This is a genomic window from Fibrobacter sp. UWR4 (genome assembly GCF_003149045.1).
GTDB lineage: Bacteria > Fibrobacterota > Fibrobacteria > Fibrobacterales > Fibrobacteraceae > Fibrobacter.
Window position 1 is genome coordinate 63,298 of sequence record NZ_QGDU01000014.1, and the last position, 21,256, is coordinate 84,553.

At 49.5% G+C, this 21,256-nt stretch carries 17 protein-coding genes; 4 read left to right on the top strand and 13 right to left on the bottom strand.

All coding sequences use genetic code 11. The annotated features are described in order from the left end of the window. Nucleotides 1–59: 59 nt before the first annotated feature. Complete coding sequence (locus BGX12_RS07475; protein WP_109735459.1) at nt 60–1,418, bottom strand: MATE family efflux transporter; 1,359 nt, start codon at nt 1,416–1,418, stop codon at nt 60–62. A gap of 486 nt (nt 1,419–1,904) precedes the next feature. Between BGX12_RS07475 and BGX12_RS07480 the strand changes: the two genes are divergently transcribed. Both BGX12_RS07480 and BGX12_RS07485 read left to right on the top strand, forming a co-directional pair. Continuing rightward, nucleotides 1,905–2,312, top strand: a complete 408-nt coding sequence (locus tag BGX12_RS07480) for an Hsp20/alpha crystallin family protein (protein WP_109735460.1) — start codon at nt 1,905–1,907, stop codon at nt 2,310–2,312. Nucleotides 2,313–2,592: 280 nt separating this feature from the next. Next, a complete protein-coding gene (locus BGX12_RS07485; protein WP_109735461.1) occupies nt 2,593–3,963 on the top strand; it encodes a PHB depolymerase family esterase in 1,371 nt (456 codons plus the stop codon). Between the two features lie 110 nt (nt 3,964–4,073). Here BGX12_RS07485 and BGX12_RS07490 read toward each other — a convergent pair whose 3' ends face one another. Together BGX12_RS07490 and glmM are read right to left on the bottom strand one after the other, a co-directional pair. Beyond that, complete coding sequence (locus BGX12_RS07490) at nt 4,074–5,168, bottom strand: MBL fold metallo-hydrolase (RefSeq protein ID WP_109735462.1); 1,095 nt, start codon at nt 5,166–5,168, stop codon at nt 4,074–4,076. A 207-nt stretch (nt 5,169–5,375) separates the two neighbouring features. Next, nucleotides 5,376–6,716, bottom strand: a complete 1,341-nt coding sequence (gene glmM / locus BGX12_RS07495) for a phosphoglucosamine mutase (protein WP_109735463.1) — start codon at nt 6,714–6,716, stop codon at nt 5,376–5,378. A 107-nt stretch (nt 6,717–6,823) separates the two neighbouring features. Here glmM and BGX12_RS07500 point away from each other — a divergent pair, with 107 nt between their 5' ends. After that, nucleotides 6,824–7,957: a GGDEF domain-containing protein gene (locus BGX12_RS07500; RefSeq protein WP_109735464.1), complete on the top strand. Its 1,134-nt coding sequence runs from the start codon at nt 6,824–6,826 to the stop codon at nt 7,955–7,957. Here the strand turns inward: BGX12_RS07500 and BGX12_RS07505 are convergent. The 10 genes from BGX12_RS07505 to BGX12_RS07550 form a co-directional block, all read right to left on the bottom strand. Then, on the bottom strand, nt 7,954–9,036 hold the full coding sequence (locus BGX12_RS07505) for a lipopolysaccharide assembly protein LapB (RefSeq protein WP_233246302.1): 1,083 nt from the start codon (nt 9,034–9,036) through the stop codon (nt 7,954–7,956). The genes BGX12_RS07500 and BGX12_RS07505 overlap by 4 nt on opposite strands. Further along, entirely contained in the window at nt 9,029–9,661 is a 633-nt protein-coding gene (locus BGX12_RS07510; protein ID WP_233246303.1) for an energy transducer TonB, read from the bottom strand. The genes BGX12_RS07505 and BGX12_RS07510 overlap by 8 nt, the downstream gene beginning before the upstream one ends. A 74-nt stretch (nt 9,662–9,735) precedes the next feature. Further along, entirely contained in the window at nt 9,736–10,140 is a 405-nt protein-coding gene (locus BGX12_RS07515; RefSeq protein WP_109735467.1) for a biopolymer transporter ExbD, read from the bottom strand. Beyond that, nucleotides 10,141–10,803, bottom strand: coding sequence for a MotA/TolQ/ExbB proton channel family protein (locus BGX12_RS07520; protein ID WP_109735468.1), 663 nt, complete (start codon nt 10,801–10,803; stop codon nt 10,141–10,143). It abuts the gene before it with no gap. A 136-nt stretch (nt 10,804–10,939) separates the two neighbouring features. Further along, a complete protein-coding gene (locus tag BGX12_RS07525) occupies nt 10,940–12,484 on the bottom strand; it encodes a MotA/TolQ/ExbB proton channel family protein (protein WP_109735469.1) in 1,545 nt (514 codons plus the stop codon). Further along, nucleotides 12,484–13,323, bottom strand: coding sequence for a DUF3450 family protein (locus BGX12_RS07530; protein ID WP_109735479.1), 840 nt, complete (start codon nt 13,321–13,323; stop codon nt 12,484–12,486). Before BGX12_RS07530 ends, BGX12_RS07525 begins: the two co-directional genes overlap by 1 nt. Nucleotides 13,324–13,417: 94 nt before the next feature. Further along, the gene (locus tag BGX12_RS07535; protein ID WP_158278195.1) at nt 13,418–15,100 is read right to left on the bottom strand and encodes a hypothetical protein; all 1,683 of its coding nucleotides are present in this window, start codon (nt 15,098–15,100) and stop codon (nt 13,418–13,420) included. A 19-nt stretch (nt 15,101–15,119) separates the two neighbouring features. Beyond that, nucleotides 15,120–17,612, bottom strand: a complete 2,493-nt coding sequence (locus tag BGX12_RS07540; RefSeq protein WP_109735471.1) for a TonB-dependent siderophore receptor — start codon at nt 17,610–17,612, stop codon at nt 15,120–15,122. A 107-nt stretch (nt 17,613–17,719) separates the two neighbouring features. Further along, nucleotides 17,720–19,768 (bottom strand): M6 family metalloprotease domain-containing protein, encoded by a 2,049-nt coding sequence (locus BGX12_RS07545; protein ID WP_158278196.1) that lies wholly within the window; start codon nt 19,766–19,768, stop codon nt 17,720–17,722. Between the two features lie 120 nt (nt 19,769–19,888). Beyond that, the gene (locus tag BGX12_RS07550; protein WP_199220739.1) at nt 19,889–20,281 is read right to left on the bottom strand and encodes a co-chaperone GroES family protein; all 393 of its coding nucleotides are present in this window, start codon (nt 20,279–20,281) and stop codon (nt 19,889–19,891) included. Nucleotides 20,282–20,316: 35 nt separating this feature from the next. Here BGX12_RS07550 and BGX12_RS07555 point away from each other — a divergent pair, with 35 nt between their 5' ends. Then, nucleotides 20,317–21,243: a hypothetical protein gene (locus BGX12_RS07555; RefSeq protein ID WP_109735474.1), complete on the top strand. Its 927-nt coding sequence runs from the start codon at nt 20,317–20,319 to the stop codon at nt 21,241–21,243. Nucleotides 21,244–21,256: the final 13 nt, after the last annotated feature.

Below are 21,256 nucleotides of genomic sequence, written 5' to 3' on the forward strand. Positions count from 1 at the left end.
ACACATTACTAAATATAAACTATTTTGTTCAGAGTCAAGCAATTAGCATCACACAATGCTTAGTTTGCTTGAATCTCTGGCTTTTTCCGTATTTCAAGTTGGAACAAGTAGACGCCTACGCAAATAAGCACCGAGAGGAAAGAGCCCGACAGGGTGGCAATTCCCATGGGGAAAAGGGTATCCGGATACCAAATTGCGGCAAGGTAGGCCCCCGGGACACGGAGGGTTACGATAGAAATCGCATTGTGTATAAAGGACACGACGGAGCGGCCACAGGCGCAGAAGTACCCGCTAAAGCAGAAATGGATACCGGCCACCATGCAGTCAAAGACATAGGCGTGCAGGTACTGGGTACCATAGGTGATTACCTTCAGGTCGTCCGTAAACAGGGCAAGGACTGGTTCGGAAATAAACTGGAAGAGGATTCCGCACGCCAGGCCGAAACCGGCGGCAATCCCCATGCCACAATACAGCGTCTGGCGGGCTCGATCGTAGCGGTCCGCCCCAATGCACTGCGCGCTAATGGCGGAGACAGAGGACAACATGGCGGAAGGCACCAGGAAGAGGAAGCAGATGATCTTTTCCACCACGCCAACTGCGGCGGCGATCTCTAGCCCGCGGGAGTTTGCGATGAGGGTTATGAACAGGAAGGAAACCTGGATGAACCCTTCCTGACAGGCGATGGGGAAGCCGATTTTCGTCAAGGACCAGAGAATAGCCTTGTTAGGGCGGAAATCCTTGAGGGAAAGGGGTATGTTGAAGCGGACCCGCTTGACCCACTTGATGGAAGCGAGGGTCAGGACGACACAGAACAGCTGGGAAAGGACCGTCGCAACGGCAGCCCCCGCGGGACCCATCCCCAGGGGACCGACAAACAGGAAGTCAAGGGCGATATTCACCACGCAGGAAATTGTTACAAAATACATGGGGCTCTTGGTATCCCCAAGACCGCGGAACGCTGCAGCCACCACATTGTAGGCGGTAATGAAGGGAATTCCCAGAAAACACACCACCAGGTAGCGAGTCGTGCCTGCAACAGCCTCGGCGGGAGTGGACAAAAGGGACACGATCTGGGGGGCGGTCAACAGCAGGATGGCGGTGAAAAGGATGGCCACCCCGGTAAAGATCAAGGCAGTATTCCCTAAAATGCGGCTCAGGCTTTTGTGGCGCTTGGCACCTACGGCCTGCCCCATGAGCACCGTGGTACCCATCGTAAGCCCTACCAGGATGACCGTCACGAAATGCATGACCTGGCTACCTACCGCCACGGCGGTAATGCCTGCGGCATCCGTAAACTGACCTATAATAAACAGATCCGCCATGCCATAGAGAGTCTGCAGGAAGTTCGCAATCAAAAACGGGACGGAGAACAGTCCGATGTTCCTTAAAATATTTCCTTCGTAAAGATTGCGGGGCATAGGCTGAAAAATAGAAAAAACTGGCGGTTCCTCAAAACGAAACATTGAACGTTGCAAGGGTGAAGAGTGGTTAGTGATTAGTGGTTAGTGGTTAGTGATTAGTGATTAGAAATTAGAGACTAGAGATTAGGGATGTCGGGAATACCCTGAGGAAAAAATAAAGACGAATCCATCCCGAAATCAAAAGCATATACATCTAGACGCCCTATCCCCTAGCCCCTAGCCCCTAACCCCTAAATCACCCTAGACCCTAAAATGCGCATGGGGGGTGCTCATTGTGAATCGTCAAATGTTGCGGGGGTGAAACGGTCTGCGTTTCTAATTGAAATTCCTCCCCTAATTCCGCTGTTTATTTCCGCTTGTTTTTTTAATACCTGCATATTTTTCCCGCTTTTTCAAAAGTTGGCACGGCCTTTGCAATAGGTGGGGTGTAAAAACAAGAAACAATGGGTCTTAAAGGCCCGCAACTCAATCGAGGTAAAAATCATGATGAACGCAAACGTAATCCCCACCGCTTTCTATGGCCTTCAGAACCTGATCGACAGCCTGAACAGCCTGAACGCAAACGACAAGACCGAAAAGGCCGAATGCGTCAAGCGTGAATACACCTACAGCCCCAAGGCCGACTACTACGAGGTGGAAAACGGCTTCGTCCTGGAAGTGGAACTCCCCGGCGTCAAGAAGGAAGATCTGGACATGCAGATTGAAAAGAACATCCTTACCGTCAAGGCAAGCCGTTCCCGCAAGGACAACAAGGTGAACTACGAACGCAGCTTCCGCCTGGCAGACGACATCGATACCGAAAACATCAAGGTCACCTTGGAAAACGGCATCCTGTCCTTCGGTCTCGTAAAAAAGCAGCAGGCCGCCGCCCGTAAACTGAACGTGGTGTAAATCCAGACCCTAGAAACTCACTTTAGACATTCTCTTCATACTCCTCCTTAAATCCACCAAAGGGTTCCTCCTGCGAGGAACCCTTTTTCCGTACGAAAGGGCAAAATTCCAAAACAAAAAATCATTAGTAAATTGCTAATGAGAGTGGCGAAATTTTACAAAAAACGGCAATTATGGACATAATGTCCACAGCAAAATATCGCAAAAACCTCTCTTCAGAATAAAATGGAAGTATATCTACCTCGGGAATTATGTGTTTGATCTTAAAAAAGGAGACAAAATGAAGCGAAAATTTGACCTTATGGGTGTAGCCTTGTTGACCTCAGTGGCTATGTTCATTGCATGTGGAGATGATTCCGGCTCTAATCCCAAGACCGACGATCCCATCTTCTCCTATGATTCTTCCAGCTCTGCGGATGTAATAATCCCCGGCTCCAGTGCAATCGACCCTGCCAGCTCCGGAAGCGAGCCCACCGTGGCAAATTCCAGTAGCGACGCCGTGACTCCGGTTCCCGGTTCCAGTAGCGACGCCATGACTCCGGTTCCCGGTTCCAGCAGCGACGCCATCGTTCCGCTCCCTGCATCCAGTAGCGGTGCTGTAGTGGAAAGCTCCAGCAGCGTGCCCGCAGCCATCAGCAGTTCCAGTGTAGCCGTTGCAAGTAGCTCTAGCAGCAGCAATCCCGTCGTAGAAAGTTCCAGCAGTGAAATCGCCTTGGGCCCCACCGAAAAGACTTATGCATTTGGCTATGCCCTAAAGAACGCTCCGCGCCCCTCCAAAGGCTGCGGCAAAAATTCTTCCCTGACCAAAACCAAAAGCGTTGAAAATGGCGATCGCTTCACCATGAACGTAGCCGGCTTGGATCGTGAATATTTCATCACGTTACCCAAGAATTACGACAACACCAAGCCCTACAAGCTTCTCTTCGCCATGCACTGCATGGGTTCCAACGCAGAAGATTTCGTTCACCACTATGCCGACCAGGATCATCCGTCTCCGTACTATGGCCAGCAGAAGTTGGACACCGAAGGCAACTACATCTTCGTTTCTCCTCGCGGCGATACACAGGAACCCGGAGCCATGTGGCAAGCCCCTTGGCGTGGAGGTGATGACAAGGACCACCTGTTCTTCGATCAGTTGCTGACCACCATGGAAGACAACTACTGTATCGACACCTCCCGCGTATTCGTCACCGGCTTTAGCTTCGGTTCCATGTACAGCTACTCCCTGGCAGAAGAATTCCAGGAAAGAGTCCGTGCTGTGGTTACCTACGCTGTGGCAGACTACAACATTTACGAACCCCACAAGAGCGGAACTGAAAAGCAGCTGCCCATCGCCTGGATGAATGTTCACGGCAAGAACGACGGCACCTGCCCCTACAACACCGCCCTCACAAGCGCACTGCCCCGCGTTCTCAAGAAGAACGGCAAGGCATCTGACGGTGATAGCAAATTCACTGACGCCAGTTCCGAAAAACCCCAGGAAGTGGGCGGTTCCGGCCATCTCTGCTACGACTTCAAGAACGTTGACGAACGTTTCCCCGTGAAGTGGTGCAGCTGGAATGGCGGCCATCAGTGGACTGCTTACGACAACGGCAACTGGCAGAGCACCTGGGTTCCCGAAGAAGTCCACAAGTTCTTCGAACAGTTCTAGAAACCGCGCGTAAGCGCAGTTCTAAAATTTCTCTCTAATACCGAAAGGCCCCGCAGGAAACTGCGAGGCTTTTTTCATCGGCAATCTATCGCAATATTCTTTCAAGAAATTTATTCCAGGTAAAGCACCTCGCCCATCTGCGGCATCAGCACAGGCTTCTGGGATTCCTCACCCGCCTTCTTTGCATTTTCCAGAGGCTCGCGATAATCATGCTTGGAGAGAGCGAATCGAGAATGATGAACCGTCATGTAGCGATTAGCGTTCAGTTCCTTCATTTCCTGACCAAGGTACTTGGGCAGCGTATGCACATAGGCCCAGTCCGTATTATACTGGCCGTTTTCCAAAATTGCCAAATCGATATCCTTGAATTTTTCGCCCACCTTGGCAAAGTGAGTTCCGTAGCCCGAATCACCGCTAATCCAGATGTTACGCTTGGGTGTCTTGAAATAGTAGGACGCCCACAAAGTCTTGTTCTGGTGAAGGTCGCGACCAGAGAAATGGCGGGCTGGGGTGAAGGTAACCTCAAAGGATTTTTCATTACCGGCAGCATCCTTTGTCTGGTCCAGAACCACATGGGTCCACCAGTCTTCCTCGACCAGCTTTTCCTTAGGGTAGCCCCAGTATTCAAAATGTTCGCCCACGCCAAGAGGCACGATGACCTTACCTACGTTCGGTTCCAGCTCCGTAACAGCCTGGTAGTCCAGGTGGTCCCAATGGTCGTGACTAATGACCAGGTAATCGATGAAGGGAAAATCCTTGGGCTTGTAAACGTCTGTTCCCTTGAACATCTTGTTGACAAAACTTACGGGAGAGCCTGCGTAAAGAACCGGATCCACTAGGATTTTCTTGCCGGCCAAGTTCATCAGGTAGCTGGAATGGCCAAACCACACAAGCCAATCCTTGTCTTCGGGCAGAGCCTTCAGATCCGTACGGATGACTGTCATGGAATCACCCTTGGCCGGTGCAATCTGGACACCGGAATTGTCAAAGAGGAATTCTTTCCAGACTTGTAATTTGCTTTTCTTGTAAACCATAACAGCAGCAGAATCGATGTTCACGAACTCCTTGCCATTATAGTTAGGAGACTTTTTGATACGGGCCAAACGTTCGCCCTGGGGAATTCGACCAAAGCACTTTTGACTAAGGAACAAGACACCGGCGTCACCCAACAGAAAAAAAATCGACAAGATAATCGCAGTAACCATAAATTTCTTCCTCCTGAAACCCATCATACTTATTCTACAAAAAATATAAGACCTAGAGATTACTCTAAGTCAAAAGAAATATCACTATTTCACGCCCTTCTGAGGAGGCACTTTAGTGCCCCTCAGACAAAAAAGAGAAGTCAAGCAAGCTCTGCTTGTGAAGACGCACTCTTTTTTCGGGGGTCCAGGGGGCAGAGCCCCTTGCATCTAAATAAGTTTTTCCACCTTAGCGCAAAGTTCCTCAGCTTCCTCAGCAGTGGGGGCTTCTGCGATTACGCGGATCACGGGCTCGGTGTTGCTTGCGCGAACATGGACCCAGGACTTTTCGGAACCAAGCCACAAGCCGTCACGTTCATCCATCTTCCAACCGGCAAAGATTTCCTTCACCTTGGGGAGGATGTCTGCTACCTTCTTGTCACCAAGTTCAAACTTCTTCTTGGGCATTGCGTAAGCAGGATTTTCGGCAACGAACTTTTCGGGGCCACCATCGTGATGAGCCATCCAGCTAAGAACGAGGGCTGCTGCCACCAAGGAGTCGCGACCGTAGTGGAGAGCCGGCAAAATCACGCCGCCGTTACCTTCACCACCGATAACGCAACCGTTTTCGATCATCTGGAGGCTTACGTTGATTTCGCCCACCTTGGCGCGGCTGAATTCGCAACCGTACTTGGCAGCCACATCTTCATTCATGCGGCTGGTGGAAAGATTCACGCAGACGGAGCCCTTCTTCTGGGAAAGAACTTCTTCAGTTGCAATGGCCAGAGTATATTCTTCGCCGATGCTACGGCCGAGGCCATCTACCAGGGCGCAGCGGTCTGCATCCGGATCCACAGCAAAGCCAACTGCGCAACCATTTGCCTTTACAGCTTCGCGGAGGTCGCCCAGGTTTTCCGGCAAAGGTTCTGCTCCACGGGGGAATGTACCATCGGGTTCGCAGTGAACGCGAACCACTTCGCAACCCAGCTGCTCCAAAAGGCGAGGAACAATGTAGGAGCCCGCACCATTCACGGCGTCCACAGCAACCTTAAACTTCTTGGCCTTGATAGCCTCCACGTCTACGAAGGGAATGCCCAGAGTGCCGTCGATGTGGATGCCATCGGCATCCGGTGCCAATTCGTACTTACCCATGGTGCGGTAGTCGGGATAGCTGAACTGGTTGGCATCAGCCAATTCAAAAAGCTTCTTCACATCATCGGGACCCAGGAACAGACCCTTGCTGTTCAAGAACTTAAGGGCATTCCATTCCAGGGGATTGTGGCTAGCCGTAATAATAATGCCAGCGTCTGCCTTGAAATGGGTAGTCAAAATTTCCACAGACGGAGTGGTGGAAAGGCCCACATCCACAACGTCAACACCGGAAAGACGGCAAATGCCAGCCACATACTGCACAATGGCATCTCCCGTAGGGCGGCTGTCACGACCAATTACAATACGCTTTGCCTGGGTAATTTCCAGAAAAGCACGAACATGGCTCTGTAAAACCTGGGGGGTAAGGGTATCGCCCACAATACCGCGGATACCCGAAATAGAACGCATCAGTTTAGACATACAATTCCTTTGGAACTCTTATTTGGTCCAAAATATAATAAGGTTTGACACGCACGGCCCTAAACTTTTATATAGTTTATGGGGATGATGGGATTAAAGGAGTGTAAATGGACACCGTCCTTGACATAAGAATGGCCCTAGGATCTGACCTGATCGGTATGGCCCTAGTGGTAGTCATGATCGTCGGCAATATCTGGCGACTGAGACTAAAAAGCAAGGAAAGTAAGCTGCTCATCGCGATGCTGCTTACTAGTTTTTCTTGCTGCTTTTTTGATGTCGTCGCCTTCGCCGTGGATGGCATATCCTCCGACTATGCGGAAAACATTGTCTACCTGACCAACACAGCCCTATTCGCATCCAACTTCCTTTGCGCCTATAGCTGGTTCCTTTTCCTGAAGGAACATCTGAAATTGGATCTTTCCAACAGTCAACAGACAATATTACGCATTACGAAAGTTCTCCTTCTCGTCATGCTGATTTTCAACATTTACTGTCCGTTCATTTTCTATGTGGATGAAATGAACCGATACAACCGAATGTTCGGCTATTGGATTTACGTCGCTTTCAATTATGCCCTTATTATCAATTCCCTAATTCTCTATTACAAGAACTACAGGCAGGACAGTTCCATCCGTTTCTTCCCTATCTGGCTGTACATTATCCCTATTGTCAGCGCAACGGTTATCCAGTCCCTCTTCTACGGAATTTCTCTGATGGCAGCAAGCTTTGCGGTAGCCATCGCAGGTGCATTCACCAGCTTGCAGAACGAACGCATTTTCAGGGACGACCTGACAGGTCTTTTCAACAGGTCCTTCCTGGACTATGTGCTGACACTTTACTCCCAGAAAGGTCGCAAGGCCAGCGGCATTATGATCAGCCTCTGTAACTTTGAGGAAGTCAACGAGAAATTCGGTCATGGAGTTGGCGATCAGGCCCTAACCAAGGCTGCGGAACTGATTCATGATTCCGTAGGTGGCTGGGGTTCCGTCCTTCGCTATTCCGGAGATGAATTCATCGTCATGATGGATTCTCAGTACGACGATTATATTTCCAACTGCATTCTCAAAATACAGACCAACTTCGACAAGTTCAACAGAGAACACACCGAAGCTTATACATTAACTCCTGCCATTGGATTCAAGAAGCACAATTCCAAGGCTGACAACGTGGACAAATTCCTTGATGGGCTGGTCCTTTCGACCAAGCAGGAAAAGATGAAGATTAAGGAAGGCCTAGTCTAGTATCCTTCGGACATTCCCAAGATATCCGCCTTCAGGGTGGCGTCATCGGGATAGTACTTTTCAGCAAGTCTTAAAATACGGAGAGCTTCGTCATCACGTTTCTGGGCGTGAGCGTCGTATGCCATATTCTTGAATCCGAAAATAGCTTCCGCATTGCCATTCCTTGCAGCCAGTTCGTAGGCAAATTCCGCACGTTCCAGGAACTTGGCATCATATGCCAGGTTCCCTAAGAAGATGGCCGCATCCGTAAAATCAGGCTTGATCTGGATAATGCTATTGAGGATATCCATGGCAACAAACTGCTTTTCGTCTTCCACCAGAACATCCGCCAGCTTGTACATGGTAGCCACATCATCCGCCCTAATGGCAAGAGCCTCACGATAGGCGCCAGCACTCTGTTCATAATCCTTATGGAGACGGTATACATCCCCAAGATATACCAGAAAGTCCACTTCTTCCGGATTGGCGGCGTATCCTTCACGAATGACAGCAACCGCACGGTCAAAATCCTCTACGGCAATATTGGCTTCGGACAGCTGGTAGACAATACTGATGTCATTCTTTTCTAGAGCGTAGGCTTTTTCAATAGCACGAAGGGCGCCCACCTTATCGCCGGTCTTGCTATAGGCATCGCCCAGGTACAGCCACCCGCTAATATTATCCGGTTCCAGCTTTAATGCACGATGATAGGCGGCAACGCATTCCGGATATTGCTTCAGCCTGAAGTAGACGGAAGCCATATTGAAAAGGGCCGGAGAGAACTTACCGCTGGAGAAATCCACCGCCTTGCGGTAATTGGCTGCAGCCTCGGGATATTTCTCCATCTGGTAATAAGAGTTCGCAATGTTGAAATTAACCGCAATGGGATCCGCCCCGCGATCAGCCGCCTTACGGTACAAGGTAATTGCCTGCTTGAATCGACCATCACGATAAAGAGCATTGGCACGATCCACCAGATCCGCCGCAGACTGGGCCGCAAATGCAGGAGTCAAAAAAGCCATCAGGAGGCAGCCGATGCTGAGATTCCTCAGCATGACACAAGAGAATACTTTCGGGATAACGCGGACTATTCTAGTCATGGAACTTCACCTCAAACGGTTGCTCCATCCCGCAGAAAGGCACCGACTTGCCATCTTTTTCTGCAGGTTCAAAACTCATACGACCAAGGGCATCCTTACCCGCCTGGGCAAGACCTGTTCCCGCGGGAGATTCTTCCACCACGCGGATATCGTAGGCACGTCCCGTCACGTCCACGCAAAAACTTAAACGGAGAATGGCGTCAATTTCACGATCGCGAATCTGGGGCGGAACCTGGAAATTGGGCATGGAACGGCTGGTGGGTTTCTTATCCACATCACCGCTTTCGTTGGACATGGCGCCCCCGCGGAAATCGGCCACCAGATTTTCGCTAATGGCAGCACCACCGCCCGCACTTGCGGTTCCCAAGTTCATGGCCATACGGGGTCCCGCCTTGGGACTTCTGGAATTGGACTTCTGACGGTTAGGCTTGCGGGAAGGCTTCTTCACTTCCTTCTTCTTCTGAACTTCCTCAGGTTTCTTTACGGCCACTTCCGTCTTGACAAATTTCTTTTCCTGGAACATCTTGCCGTTGATGAACAAGTTTGCCACCGTTACGGAAAATACCAGCAGAAGACTACTAAGGACCGCCGCGGTAAGAACCGTGAACCTTTTGAGGATTTTCAAAAGTCCTTTAAAAAAAACTTGCATCAAATGATCACCTTCTAGATTCTTCGCTCCGCTCAGAATAACATCCTGAATTAATCCGCCTGGGCAGCAATTGAAACTTTCTTGACTCCGCTCATATTACAAGCGTCAATGACCTGCACCAACACACCTGTTTCAGCCCCCTTATCCGCAATAACGACGGCTTCACGGTCAGGTGTCTTTGCCAAGGACTGCTTCAGAATATCCTGAAGGCTGGCCAAGTCCACCTGGCGTTCGTTTATATGAATAGTCCCTTCGCGGGTAATGGCAATGAGGATATTTTCCTTTTCCAGCTGGGATGCGCTCTGGGCCTCGGGCTTCGTCACATCCACACCAGTTTCTCGGGTAAAGCTGGAGGTCACTACAAAGAAAATCAGCAAGATGAACACAATGTCCATCAAAGGGCCCATATCGATGCCCATATCTTTTTGCTTTCGCTGCGGGAGATTAAAGTTCATTTATACCTCGCCGTGTCTGGCGGCCAAATAGTTTTCGATAACAGTAGCGCCCAGCTGCAACTGCTGGGACAGAATATCAATTCGTTCATCCAGGCGTTGTTTCAGAAGCGTAAGAGGGAACGCAATGAGCAAACCGCTCTGTGTAGAAATCAGGGCTTCGGAAATACCATCCGCCATGAGAACCGGATTCTGGTTTCCATAAAGAGTGATCACTTCGAAGGTGGACACCATGCCGGTCACCGTTCCCAGCAGGCCAAGAAGCGGAGCGGCCGCCGCCATCACAGAAACAATATGATTTCCCTGCTGCATATAGCGCAAGGTCTTGATCACGCGCACCTGCATATAGTCTTCATATTCCGAAGGTTTTTCAATGGCTACTTTCAAGGCAAGGTGAAGTTCGCGGGCAAGAATCCCGCCACGTTTTTTCAGGCGGCCTCGAGCAGCGCGGGCTTCCCCGCTCAAGCTGTTCTTCAAGTCTTCACGCAGGCGCTCCACCACCTTGTGGGAATCCTTGCGGAAATAATCACGTCCAATTCGGAACCAGGCAGAATACAGGTAATAGAAGCCTATTGCTCCACACAATAGAATCGGAAGCATGACGATGCCGCCGGCACCGTATGTCTTCTGCAAGGCTTCTATAAAGATGTATATGTTGTTGTTCATGGTTTAGGGGTGATTTAGGGGCTAGGGTCTAGGGGCTAGGGGTTAGGGCGTCTGGATGTATATGCTTTTGATTTCGGGATAGTTTCGTCTTTATTTTTTCCTCAGTGGTTTTCCCGACATCCCTAATCTCTAGTTTCTAATTTCTAGTCTCTTCCTTAGGGAAAATCTTGTTTAATAGGCTTGTGCTCTGGACATAAAGTTCACTAGTCACCTTCTCGATTTTTTCACTCAGAAGGCCATGAAGAATCATTACGGGGATTGCAATGATCAAACCCGTTTCCGTCGTAACGAGAGCTTCAGAAATACCGCCAGCCAGCACGCGGGCGTCATTGGTACCCACTTCCGTAATCACATTGAACAGCGTAATAATACCCGTCACCGTACCCAGCAAGCCAAGCAACGGCGCGATGGAGCCCATAGCGGCAAGCAGACCCATGCGGCGTTCCAGTTTGGGCTGCTCACGAAGGAGAGCTTCCTGCAGGGACTTTTCTGCAGCATCACGAGATTCCTTCGCCTTATTCAGCACGGAGAACATGACCATGGAAAGAGCGGATTCTTTCTTCAGGCAAAAGTTCGCGGCATCTTCATAACGCTTTTCGGAAACCATCCCTTCCACCTTCTTGACGAAGCGCTTGCCGATGCGGCCACGGAGTGTCAGCACGATGAAACGTTCCAGACAGAGAAGCAGTGCGAAAATAGCCACCAGCATGAGCGGGTACATCACGATACCGCCCTTCTTGAAGAAAGCCTGCAATTCTTCCTTCCAGGTCAATTCCTTCGTGTCACTGATGGAGTTTTTCACCGCCTTATTCTGGAGAACATCCAGAGGGATGGTCACCTGATTATCCGAAGCCTGAGAAACTGCGGTGCGGATGGTGGCGGACATTTCCTGAGGCAAAGTGTTATTCCATTCGAAGATCTTACCCTGAAGAGCACCGGAGCGAAGCAGTGCCTGAACTTCACCGAGACCGCCTGCGGATCCATCCGTAGCCACTTCCCCGAGGAAGACGGTTCCCAAGCGCAAGCGATTTACACTTACATCCGGACGGGAACCTACCTGAGAATTTACGCTACCATAGGACTGGGTATAGGTCATCTCGTGACGTTTCAGCAAATCTTCCAGATAGAGGCGGGTAACAGAAAGGGTGTTAGGATTCTTTGCATCCGCTTCGTCCTGAGCCTTCTTTAAATTCACCAGACGTTCATTCATTCCCACGGGATAATCGCCTGTGATTTCCCCTAGGGATTTATCCACGGAAAGCTTCACCTGAGTATTCAGGGCTTCATATGCGGATTCGTCGGACTTGGCTTTTTCTTCGGCGTCCGTCGTCACATCCTTGCTAGCCATGACTTCTTCATTCACGCGGCCAAGGTCTGTAGAAAGCTTGGAGTAGCGGCCATCCAGCTCACGGGTTTCCGTCTGATGTTCTTCCGTCAGCTGAGTTTCGTTATAGCGCTTACGCCAATGTTCCGCTTCCAGCTTTTCAAGAGAGTCGGCCTTCTGCAGGCGAATGCGGGTAAGGGCATCCACTTCACGCTGCAGCTCCTTGTATTCCACCAACTTCAGGGAATCCCGAATCCTTGCGCTATCCACAGCGGCTTCCTTAGAAGACCAGGGCCAGGCAAAAGCAGACAGAGCAAGGAACATCACCAAGGACATCACTTTCATAAAATTATCCATTACTTACCCTCCCTTACGATAGAGAGACTGACCGGCAGATTTACCATCTGGGGAGGTTTCTTGGCCTGCTTTACATCCAAGGCAAAACGGATCGCGTCACGTTCTGCCAGGTTCAAGTCTTCCACCCATTCATATTCCACAGTTCCGGCCTGTTCGCCCGCCTTACGGACCAGGGCGCCATAGACAGTTCCGTTTTCATCGCTGTAGACCATCCACTGATTTCCAATGCGGAGAATCTGTGCGTTGATCAGTTCTCCGTTCTTGCGGGTCAGCGGAGAATTGATGATGGCAACTTCATCACCGAACTTGGTTTCTTCTGCGATGAGAGCCTTCAGGCGGGAGAAGGCTTCTTCTTCGGAAGCATTGCCTCCTTCAATGTCACGAGTCAAGGACTTGGCACGATCCAGGCGAGTTTCACGATCCCAGGGAAGCGTCTGGGAAATCTGGAATTCCAGCCGCTTGCTGATGGTAGCAAGAGCAACGCTCAAAGCCTTACGTTTGGATTTTACGTTTTCGCTACGATTCTTGGCATGGGCCTGCTTATTGCGTTCCTGCTGGAGCTGACCTGCCACATCCTTAATCTTGATGTTCAAGGAATCGATTTCGGACTTGCGACGTTCCTTGTCCTGTTTGTAGCGTTCCTGCAAGGTCTTGTAACGTTTGTCGTCCGCCTTCAGCATGGAATCGGTTGCCGCAATCTGGGAGTTCAGTTTTGCAATTTCGCTGTTCAGCTTTTCCTTTTCCAGCTGCATGTCCCGAATATCGGAATCTACATCGGCGTTGGCATAGCTGACAAACACCGCAGTAAACAAAAGAACTGTCAGTAGTTTTATTTTCATATTCATACTTTTTCACTCCTGGATTCTTCGTCGCTCCGTTTCTCAGAATGACGTAGGTGAAGCATCCTTTCAGCACTCCTAATATTCCATTGCATTACCGTTTGCATTGCTTATCCTCCGGATGTTCTTCACACCAAAGGTCCACCACTCGTTTTAGGATAGGAGACTCCATTTTTTCCAAATAATAACGGCTTACTAGGGCTGTACCACACTGTTTGTATTTCTCAATATTCCAATCACGATCGGAACACCACTGCCACAGGGAATCCTTACAGGCGGTTTTTTCCAGGGACCCCTGACATTGCTCACGCAAGGCATCGCAACTGGCAACACTGTTGTTTTCAAAGTTGTATTCCATGCAATAGCTCAACAGAGCTTCGGCGTTGATTTCATCCTTTTGCTTAACAACTTTCTCTCTTCTAGACGCATCCCCCCACCATTCATCATCTCTCTTTGCCAAGCGATCTATTTCATTTTGCCATTGTTCAACCTCTGGCTCATACCAGATCAACAATCCAACATATGCAGCAACACACCTTGGATGCACACTAGTTAAACGCAGATTGGACCATCCTCCAGCAGTTGCAACGCAAACATCTTTCTTGTTCAGGCGGCACCATTTTGTTTCGAAAGGCTTATGTTCCCCCATGCCACCTTCACGGAAACAATTCTCACGGGCCATATATTCAAAGGGAACAAATTCATCTGTAGTCACTTCCATCAGCAAGGAATCCTTCAGCATGCCGGCGAATACGCCCATGCCATTTTCCACATTGCTCTTGGGAACCACCCGAGGATCCTCAATGGCGTCAAGTACCGTATTGCGATAGTCAGAATAAGCCTGATCTGTAGCGTAGAAGCGAATGACGGATTTTCCAATAGGCATTGTCATTCCCGGATATTCCATGGTATCCAAAGTATTACGACCAGCAAACATCATGCGGGTGGTAAAGCCCATGCTGGCAGTATTTTCGATAGGACGCTTTGTGGACATATAGGCATAGCCCATGGAGTCCGGCTCCGTAAAGGCCGACAACATGTTCATCATGGTGGTGTTCATGGACTCGCCACCATTGGCCGTATCGTATTTCAAAGTCATCTGGACGCCCCGCACGGATTCGTCGTATTCCATGGGAATCTTGTAAGTCAGAATATCATAAGGGAAACCAAGGAATTCAAAGGACAGACGCCTGTAGTCATTCTCCACAAATTCCGCGTCATTCCTGGCGCTTGGCGGAATCACCCCCTTGGCGTGAATTTTTGTCGGAATCTTTGCAACAGCCTTCATTTCGGTGGTGACCTTATGGCCGGCGCTATCCCACTTAAAGACAGCATTCAGCGTGTAGGATTCGCCAGCCACACCCACCTTTGATTCTCCAACGCAGGAAACTTCATCTCCAATCACAAGACAACGACGGTTATAGGCAAAGCAATTGGGCTTTCCTGATGATTCCAGGGGGGTCAATCGGACAGTTTCGCTATCCGCCTCAACTTCAGGAGAAAACACGCCAGAAACAGACACATCAGCACTATCATAGAAGGCAAAATTTTCAGCAGAACTTTCCGTCAATCCATAAACCTTGGAGAAGCACACGTATGGAGATTCATCCGCCACGATGTAGCCGAAGGTATAAATACCCTGGTAAACCTCAGTCTCCTCCGGATAGTAACTCCACGGTCCCTGGAAATCACAAGCAGATAAAATAGTAGACAGTAGGAAGTAGACAGTAGACAGGAAAAGACGAGAGCGTCTAACCCGAGAAAACTCATACCTCAAGCACCGATCCTCAAACTTTCTAGAAATAATACTCATAGTTCAGCATAATGGGCAAAAAGGGGAACTGAGAGACGGTCTTATACTCGGGCGGGTTCTTATTGGTATCGTAGTAGGTGTAGAACATGTTCTCGTGGTCAGTCAAGTTAATGATTGTCCAGCTAAAGCTCCACTTGTTTTCGCGGCCGATATCGATGGCCTTCACGTCGATGCGGAAGTAGTCCGTCTGGCGGCCCGCATTGCGGGAACCGGGAATCACCTGGATGTTTTCACGATAGGTCTGGTCTTCCATTTTCTGCTGGTAGAAATAGCCTAGATATTCGCTGATGGGCATACCTGCAGAATACTTGAGAACCACGGAAGATCTGAAATAGCGTCCCTTCTTCTCGTGAGGCCAGATTCCGTCCTCTCCTTTCCAGTTAATACCTGCATCCAGCTTGACGGCGTAAGGCTGATGCCAGCTGGGGAAATAGGCCTTCGTTCCGTCGTTTGCCTTCAGGACACTCAGACTCTGGCTCCAGTTGATACCGCCAAAGACCGCCCCCTTCTCCTTTCTCAGGGAAAGCTCATAGCCTAGGGAATAACCCTCCGCCGTCCCGAAGTTATCCGCCAGCAGGAAGTCCGCTGCAGCAGTTTCGTCGGTAGAGTCCTGTTTCATCATGAAGGTGTTCAAGTTGTTCTGGGTCTTGAAATAGACACCCGCTGTAAAATCGTATTCATCCGCAATTTGCGCCTGCTTGTATTCCACCGCAAAGAGGTTGGATCGGGCGGGTTCCAGATGTTTTCCCTTGGAGGTGGTAACCGACGGATAATAGAATTCATTGAGGGATTCGCCATCGCCGAACATGATGGAGTTCATATACTGGAGGTAATGACCCGCATAAAATTCCATGGTTCTCTTTTCATCAATATTCCACACCAGTGACACACGAGGTTCAATTCCGAAATCTTCGGAAAGGTCCTGATAATTCAAGCGCAGGCCATAAGTCAGCAGCCAATCGTCATTCAAGCGCCAGGCATCCTGACCGTAAAGCACATGATGGAGCGGCTTCTGGACATCCGCCACCTTCATGCTGGAAATGTATTCGTAGAACTTGTCCCAGTCATATTCCAGCTCATAGCCCACTGTAAACACATGATTGTCAATGCCGCGATAGTTCAGCCACTGTTTACCTGCAAAAGTATATAGATCCTGGCCAATGTTGATCAAGTCCGTCAGTTCCATGGTCTGATAAAAACGGCTGAAAGCGAAAGTCGCATTGTAGTCCCAGTTTCCGTCAATGCGATGGGAGAAATTTATAGGAATGGCCACATTGCCCCAGTCCACATACAACGGGTCAAAAGCCAGCACATCCTGCCCCACATAGAAACTGAACTTCAAGTGAGTATCCGAGGAAAAGTCATAAATGAAATCGCCCTGCAGGTCCGTAAACTCGTAGTCAATATCCAAATCCAAAAGGCCAATGGCATTACAGGCATCCAGAATGTAGCCAATGTAAGTGGTTCGTCCCGCCAAAATCCAGCGGGCATTGCCTTTGTGTCCTTCCGTATGGAGCTGTGCCGCAAAGGTACTGATCTTGACGCTACTCTTGCTGAACCATTCTTCGGTCGAATCGCTTCCACCAGCACGTCCGTCCATCTTCAACACGGAACTCAGGCGGTTACCGTACTGCGCCGGGAAACCGCTCTTGTAAAATTCCACGCCGTCGATGGTCTCCACCAGGAAGGTACTGAAAAGGCCGAAGAAGTGCGTAGGAGAATACACCACCGCATTATCGTACAGGAAAAGGTTCTGGTCGGCCGCCCCGCCACGAACATAAATTTTCGTACTGAAGTCGGAACTTGCCACCACGCCGGGCAACTGCTGGATGCTTCGAATCACGTCCGCTTCACCAAGGCCCGGCATACGCTTGATAGACTTGGCGGAAACCACGGATTCACCCGCCTTACGCTTGGGGCGGCGACGCAACTGCACCACCACCTTCTTCATTTCCGTTACCTTGCCGTTTTCCTTGCCAGCAGCAAGAAGGGCGTCCACATCCACATCATCTTCTGCAGGCTTATCGACAGCAGCCACACTCTCGTCATGCCGAACTTGATTCGGCATCGGCTGTTCTTGAACGTCGCTTGGCACTGTCGAAGAATCCGTAACGCCCACATCTCCCAGCACATGGCTAAAGACGGAATCCTGCCCCAGGTAAACCAGCTCGTAGCATTTTTCCTTCTCGGCGCCAGAGGTATCGGAATTGGTAACGCACACATTCCACAGAGTGTCTTCGGGAAGTTCCACCTGGAAAGGCGTCCCTACAGTCGTCTGGAGAGCCTCTCCCGTCTCGAGAATTTCCACATTCAGTTTTTCATCAGCGGCAAAGGAAGTATCCTGAACCACTCCCTGAAAGAGAATTTTTTTCTCCTTCGGCAGGCCTTCTGCAGTTGTGCCTTCCTGAGCCACGCTCCACACCGGGAACGCAACTAACAGTAAAACAAAAACTGTAAAAATACGGGATAGGCGCATATCTCTTTCAGTGCAAATTTAGAAATTACACGTCTTAAACACCAGAGCAAAGCTCAAGTGTTACCCCATAATGATTTTATTTTGTCGCTGAAAAAAACGGGATTAATTTATTTCAAAGGGACGACAGCTATAATTTTGCGATTTTGAGCAATTTGTATAATAACAGGCGTTTTCCCGAAGCGACGGTCCACATCCAGAGAAATGAAGTCCGTTTCTACCTGAAGGGTCTTAAGCAGGTTGCCATTCAAGGAAAATACCCGAACCACCTTGAGTCCCTGGGGCATGCCAGAAACTTTCAAAACTCCGCCCTTTCTAGAAACCATCAACCCGGCTGCACCAAGCTGATTACGAACAAAGTCCGTTTCCACAGGATCGCTGTTATCTTCAGCAACTTCTTCGCTACTAGAGCTTGCATCTACCAGCTCCAAACTAGAGGAACTCGACTCTACGACCATTTCTTCACTGGACGAACTTTCAGGCGGCAGCTCATAAAAATCACCAAACTTCACATTAAAAGAAACCTTGCTATAGTCATTCGCTTCCGCGATGCTTGAAAGGTGAACACCCAGATCCGTTCCGTCCCATGTCACAAACTTACTGAAGGAATCATATCTTCTCAAGCGGGATGTACCTGGAAATACGTCCGACGTTATCGTCTGGTAATTGGCAGCACCATCCGCTTCCACAATATCCACACGCATTCTTTTGGAAGTATTGATTTCAGATTTAATCCAGGCAGAATCATCGTAGTCAATATGCCAAATCAACATGCCATGATTGGGAAGTCCTACGTCCCACTTGGAACGATTGCGGTATTCCATCACATAAAACTCATCCGTATTTTTCGGATTCGTCACCTTAACGGATGCGTTTTCCTGAACAGGCAGCAATTCAAAGCCGTCCCCTTCGGAAATTTCCACAGACTTTGACCAGCCCAAATACTCCTTTTCAAAAGCAGAATAATAAGGCGGAGCGCTACCAAGAACGGCGGACGAGTTGCTGATATTATAGGCACCCCCATCCATCAGGTCCCATACGGAAAGAGTATACAAGTTACTTTCGGCGGAATAATGGTCTCCCAAGCCCAACAGATGACTAAACTCATGGGCAAAGCCGCCAACGCCTACAATCTTCGAAGAATTCCTATTCGTTTCCCAAGTTTTTCCATCCAGTTCGTTGGAACAAGCGTAAGCGTCCACATAGGTATAGCTCTTTCTGAATCCACTTCCAGAGGAGGCGACCCTCTTTCCCTGAGAAGGCATGCCATACACCCGATAGTTGGATGCGGACAAGTAGTACATATGGGGCCAGATGGCGGAATCCTGGGGCGAATCGTTGGAGCCAACACCAGCATAAATCATATGGACAAAATCCAGATATCCATCCTTGTCGCTATCATACTGGGTGAAATCTACGGATTTTTGATTCACGAGAGTATCCAGCGCCTCCATCAAGGCAAAAGCACCGCCGTACATTTCATACCGAGAATAATTGCCATAACTCTTATAGGCTTGTCCAGAAATGGTCACAGGTCCAACCACATCAAAATCGGGAATAAACTTTCCGGAAGAGTTGTCCGTGAAATAATCCTTCACGCTTCCAAGATTGCCGTTGACACTGTACCCCTCTTCGTTAAGGAAACTCTCAAACTGAGCCTTAGGATCGTCAGACTTGAACTTGACATCGCTAAACTGGACTAAAATCACCAAGGCCTTTTTCTCCCCCTTATTAGCTAGAGAATTGGCTTTCGGCATAAGTCGCATGGCGGGAACAAAATCTGCAGGTTCAAAACTGCCTTCTGCCTTATGGATACTTCCGAAGGTGCGGGAAGTCTTTTGCGACTTCACCACTCTCAAGACTTCCTCTTTATTCAGGGAATTCAGGAAGCTCAATTCCTCAGCAGTCTGATTTTCGCTGTCATGGGCACGAACGTTGGAAACCTGACCATCTTCCCTGACATAGCAGAAGTAACCGGCGCTATCCCGGTCCACTACGAAACCATTTTCGGTCACCTTAAAATGATGGCTTTCGTTACCCACGGGGCGGACACGTAAAGAACTTCCGTCCGGTTGTGATATTGCGAAAAAGCGATCCAGGGCAGGCATAGCCCAAAGACTTCCGCAAAGGACAAACACAACGGTTAAAAACTTTAACACGCCCATACCTCTAACATAAACAAAAAAAAATCTGCAGGAAGAAAAACCTGCAGAGAAGATGTAAACTTACTTTTTCCAAATTACGGAATGATTAAGCCGTCGGGAGAAAAAGTTTCGTAATTACAAAGAATCGATGGAGGAAACATCGTCCGGGACTTCCGGGCGAACCACCAGCAATACGGCATTCTGGGAAATAATGACGTAGCGTTCGCCACCCACTTCCAGCTCCGTACCGTTCGCATGGAGATACAAGGCCTCGTCACCTTCCTTCACCTGGAGGGGAACATAGTTCACCGCATCGCCGGATTCACCACGGAAAGCTGCATCGGGATCCTGATTTGCGGGAATCGGGTAACCCGGGCCCACCTTTACCACTAGCCCCGTATGGACAGAATCATGTTCCTTTACGCTGGGAGGCAAATAAAGGCCACTGCTGGTCTTGTTGGCAGCTTCCAGGGGCTTGATCAAGATTCGATCACCAATAACAACAATATTCTTCAGGGGATTCAGCATAACCCAAAGATACATTTTCTTTTTATATTGATGGCGTGATATTCGGCGTTTTATGGTTCGTGATTTTCGCAGTTTTAGGAATCTACCTACTGCGCAGCCCCAAGGTCAGGGGCTGGCTTCGCGTTCTTAAAAAGGCAAAACTGGTCTGGCGAATTCCTCTTTCCCTAATAATCCTGGTGGCGGGCGTCTATTGGGGATACAAGTCCCTTCCCAAGGGCGAAACCTATACAACAAACGTTCAGGCCATATTCGAGACTTACTCCGCGCAGACCGTCCAGAAAGTCGTTGACGCAGGTATCGTAAAAAAGGATTCCGCCTGCGACATGAGCCACGCCAGACCGGAAATCGCGTATATTTTCCCGCTGGTCATCAACACCTACAACGACATAGTAGAACGACCTACCACCCCTATCATTACCCGTCTGGACGACACCCTCCATTTCGCAATGGTAGGCTACAGACTGTTCAAGAACCGCGGCATCCTTATCAACAAGGCTTTACGCAAAAAGCTGGGCAACCGATATTCCTTTGGAATCCGTACGGATAGCACCAGCAACGTCCATACCCTATGGCTCACCTACACCGGGGACCCTTGGAATATCGAGCAACTTTGCGCCCTTCCGGTCATTGAAATTTCCAAGCGCAACAATGTGGATCCCGCTCTGGTCATGAGTCTTATCCGCCACGTTTCCAACTTCAATTTCGATTATCAAGGCCAAAAGGACGCTCGAGGAATTCTCGCACTTCACGAGGGTACAGGTCTTGAACAGATTGAGCTAGGGGTGGAAAAGCTCCGCAAGCTTCTGCACGTAGGCCTCAGCCAGGAAAATGCAATAGCCACCTTCTATCCGGATCCCGAAATGGGAGCCAAGCCTGAAGACTGGATGCGCAGCCCCCTTACCAAAAGCTGGGTAGACCAAGTCCTAGGCGATGTCCAGTATTACAAGGACAACGGGATTTAAAAAAACTATCTTG

Coding starts and splice junctions, on each gene's coding strand:
- BGX12_RS07475 (WP_109735459.1), bottom strand. CDS start 1,418: ATGCCCCGCAATCTTTACGAAGGAAATATTTTAAGGAACATCGGACTG.
- BGX12_RS07480 (WP_109735460.1), top strand. CDS start 1,905: ATGATGAACGCAAACGTAATCCCCACCGCTTTCTATGGCCTTCAGAAC.
- BGX12_RS07485 (WP_109735461.1), top strand. CDS start 2,593: ATGAAGCGAAAATTTGACCTTATGGGTGTAGCCTTGTTGACCTCAGTG.
- BGX12_RS07490 (WP_109735462.1), bottom strand. CDS start 5,168: ATGGTTACTGCGATTATCTTGTCGATTTTTTTTCTGTTGGGTGACGCC.
- glmM (WP_109735463.1), bottom strand. CDS start 6,716: ATGTCTAAACTGATGCGTTCTATTTCGGGTATCCGCGGTATTGTGGGC.
- BGX12_RS07500 (WP_109735464.1), top strand. CDS start 6,824: ATGGACACCGTCCTTGACATAAGAATGGCCCTAGGATCTGACCTGATC.
- BGX12_RS07505 (WP_233246302.1), bottom strand. CDS start 9,036: ATGACTAGAATAGTCCGCGTTATCCCGAAAGTATTCTCTTGTGTCATG.
- BGX12_RS07515 (WP_109735467.1), bottom strand. CDS start 10,140: ATGAACTTTAATCTCCCGCAGCGAAAGCAAAAAGATATGGGCATCGAT.
- BGX12_RS07520 (WP_109735468.1), bottom strand. CDS start 10,803: ATGAACAACAACATATACATCTTTATAGAAGCCTTGCAGAAGACATAC.
- BGX12_RS07525 (WP_109735469.1), bottom strand. CDS start 12,484: ATGGATAATTTTATGAAAGTGATGTCCTTGGTGATGTTCCTTGCTCTG.
- BGX12_RS07530 (WP_109735479.1), bottom strand. CDS start 13,323: ATGAAAATAAAACTACTGACAGTTCTTTTGTTTACTGCGGTGTTTGTC.
- BGX12_RS07540 (WP_109735471.1), bottom strand. CDS start 17,612: ATGCGCCTATCCCGTATTTTTACAGTTTTTGTTTTACTGTTAGTTGCG.
- BGX12_RS07550 (WP_199220739.1), bottom strand. CDS start 20,281: ATGCTGAATCCCCTGAAGAATATTGTTGTTATTGGTGATCGAATCTTG.